The following is a 2,431-nucleotide window of genomic DNA, read 5'->3' on the forward strand; positions in this document are numbered from 1 at the left end:
ATGCCCGCACCTTGCGGGCCGAGCAGGGCGAGCAGATCGCCAAGCATGTGCTGGTGACGCGCTACGATGCGGCGCGCGCCTCGCGCGGCGAGATGCTGTCCATCGACGACGTGCTGGAAATCCTGTCGGTGCCGCTGCTCGGCATCATTCCGGAAAGCCAGGACGTGCTGCGCGCCTCCAACCTCGGTTCGCCGGTGACGCTGTCGGAGCCGCTCAATTCCGCTGCCAAGGCCTATATCGACGCCGCCAGGCGGCTGGAGGGCGAGGAATTGCCCGTCATCGTGCCCTTCGAGCGCAAGGGCTTCCTCGATCGTCTTTTGGGAAGGAGGGCGGCATGAACCTGCTCGACATCTTCAAGCGGCGCTCCAGCGCCCCGGTGGCGCGCGAGCGGCTGCAAGTGCTGCTCGCCTATGAGCGCCGCAACCGCAGCCAGCCCGACCTCGTCTCCATCCTGCGCGAGGAGATCATGGCCGTCATCGCCAAGCATGTGCAGATCGACCAGGACTATCTGCAGGTCTCGATGGACCGCGGCGAGACCATGTCGACGCTGGAAATCGACATCCAGATCCCCAACAAGAGCGCCGTGCCGCTGGCCATGGCGGGGTGAGGGCAACTTAGGGAGCCGCGATCCTTCGCGCCCCCCTCTGTCCTGCCGGCAGAACCGGCTTCGCACCCTCGCACCGCATCGCTCGCGCCGTCCAAACCCCTAAAATGTCCCAAATTTACCTTTGTGCCGACGGGGCTTCCCCTGCGCAAGCAGCGGATGTAAGGATATATTAGCAATTTGTTAAGTTCTAAGCGAGGTATGCGTAAGGGGAGTTTGGCGATGAACTTCAGAGGCCTGATCAAGCGTGCTGAAGACGTGGATAAAGCGATCCAGGACCTGCAGATCGATTTGGCGGACGCGCTGGATGCAAGTCTCGACGCCGACGACCTGGCGCCGCCAGAGAGCGACGATGTGCCGGATGCCCAGGCGGCACCCGATGACGGGCCACCCCAGGCCGATGCGGCAAATGACGACAATGCCGGGAATGCCGAGAATGCGGGCGCTGCGGACAGTTCCGAAACCGCGCCAAGACTGACCGCCCATACACAGACCCGGCTGGCTGCATTGAGCGCCTTCGAGGGACTCTTCCACGACGCCAGGGACTATCTGGAGGAGATCAACGACAAGCTGTCGGAGATCGGTACCTCACACCATCTGACGCGCGAATTCCTCAACATCCTGCACAGCGACATCCTGCGCGCCAACGAGCTGGAGGTTGCCAATGCCGCCCTGGCCGCCGAACAGAGGGCTCTGTCGGAAAAGCTGCACGACGCGACGCGAAAGCTGCGCGAGCGTGACGGCGCTTTCGAAGCGCTGCAGCAGCGCGAGACAAGTCTGGTCCAGGACCGGGAGACGCTGCGTGCGGCACTTGCCGCGGTCAGGCTGGAACTCGTCGAGACAGCCAATGCGAGCGCCAAACGCGAGGCGGAGTTCGGCGACATCGCCAAGCGGCTGACCGCCAGGACGGTCGAGGCCAACAGGCGCTTGCGCGAGAGCAAGATGCTGCGCGAAAAGCACGTCAACCTGTCGATCGAACTCGACAAGGCGCTGAAGCGGGAATCGCAAGCGCGCCACAGGCTCGACGAGCTGTCGGCGGTCCATGCCACCGAAGCAGCGCGGCTGGCGGAGCTGCTGGCGGCGCTCGGCAAGAGCGAGAAAGAGGAGATGCGGCTGCAGAAGTCGCTCGAGGCGGCACAGGCGAAACTGTCGGAAACGACCGAAGCGGCCCACATGATGGAAGGCGACAAGGAAGCCGAGCTGGCTCGCAGCCAGGCGGAAATGCGCGGGTTGAGCTCGGAGATCCAGAACCTGCAATCGCGGCTTGAGCAGGTGTCGAGCGAAAACGGCGAAGCCGCGGGCGAGATCGCCAGGCTCAAGAGCGAACTGAACGATGCTCTGGCCGAAAAGAAGATCGCCGATGAAAGATTGTCCGCGCTGAGCCAGGAGAGCGAAAGCGACAAGATGAGTCTTTCCAAGGTGAACGCCAACCTTTCTCAGCTGACGCTGCAACAGGCGTCCGAACAGATACAGTTCGACGTGCAGAGGCAGGAGTGCGAGGACCTCAAGGCCGAAATCGCCTCGCTCAATGCCCGGATCAAGGAACTGCTGCCCTATGAGCGGCTCCACAAGGCCACCAATGGCAGGCCGCGCGAGGACGGCGTGGTCGAGATGGCCGGGGCGATGGCGAAGAAAGCACGGACGACGGGCAGGCGGCGCATGCGCAGGAATGTCGGCGCCGCCACCTGAAGCGTGTCGCGCCTGAAGGATTCAGGCGACCCGCTTCAGATCCTTCTTTTGTGCATGGGAGGCCGGCACCTCACCCGGAGAGTAAGTCCAATGGGGCACCGGCCAGGCGGATCGACAGGTCCGCCGCACAGACAAGGT

General features: G+C 63.6%; 2 protein-coding genes and 1 pseudogene. All 3 read left to right on the forward strand.

All coding sequences use genetic code 11. The features are described from left to right. Positions 1 to 338, forward strand: a pseudogene (locus ENZ75_RS28685) (septum site-determining protein MinD); the annotation flags it as partial. After that, the gene (gene minE / locus ENZ75_RS28690; protein ID WP_024501686.1) at positions 335 to 607 is read left to right on the forward strand and encodes a cell division topological specificity factor MinE; all 273 of its coding nucleotides are present in this window, start codon (positions 335 to 337) and stop codon (positions 605 to 607) included. The pseudogene ENZ75_RS28685 and the gene minE, both read left to right, overlap by 4 nt. A gap of 219 nt (positions 608 to 826) precedes the next feature. Then, positions 827 to 2,293, forward strand: coding sequence for a hypothetical protein (locus ENZ75_RS28695; protein WP_063168607.1), 1,467 nt, complete (start codon positions 827 to 829; stop codon positions 2,291 to 2,293). The last annotated feature ends 138 nt before the right edge of the window (positions 2,294 to 2,431 follow it).

Origin of the sequence: Mesorhizobium sp. M7A.F.Ca.CA.002.04.1.1 (assembly GCF_004022805.1) — a bacterium.
Classification (GTDB): Bacteria; Pseudomonadota; Alphaproteobacteria; order Rhizobiales; family Rhizobiaceae; genus Mesorhizobium; species Mesorhizobium ciceri.

Bases quoted from the DNA above. Each gene is read 5' to 3' on its own strand.
- minE (WP_024501686.1), top strand. From the start codon at position 335: ATGAACCTGCTCGACATCTTCAAGCGGCGCTCCAGCGCCCCGGTGGCG.
- ENZ75_RS28695 (WP_063168607.1), top strand. From the start codon at position 827: ATGAACTTCAGAGGCCTGATCAAGCGTGCTGAAGACGTGGATAAAGCG.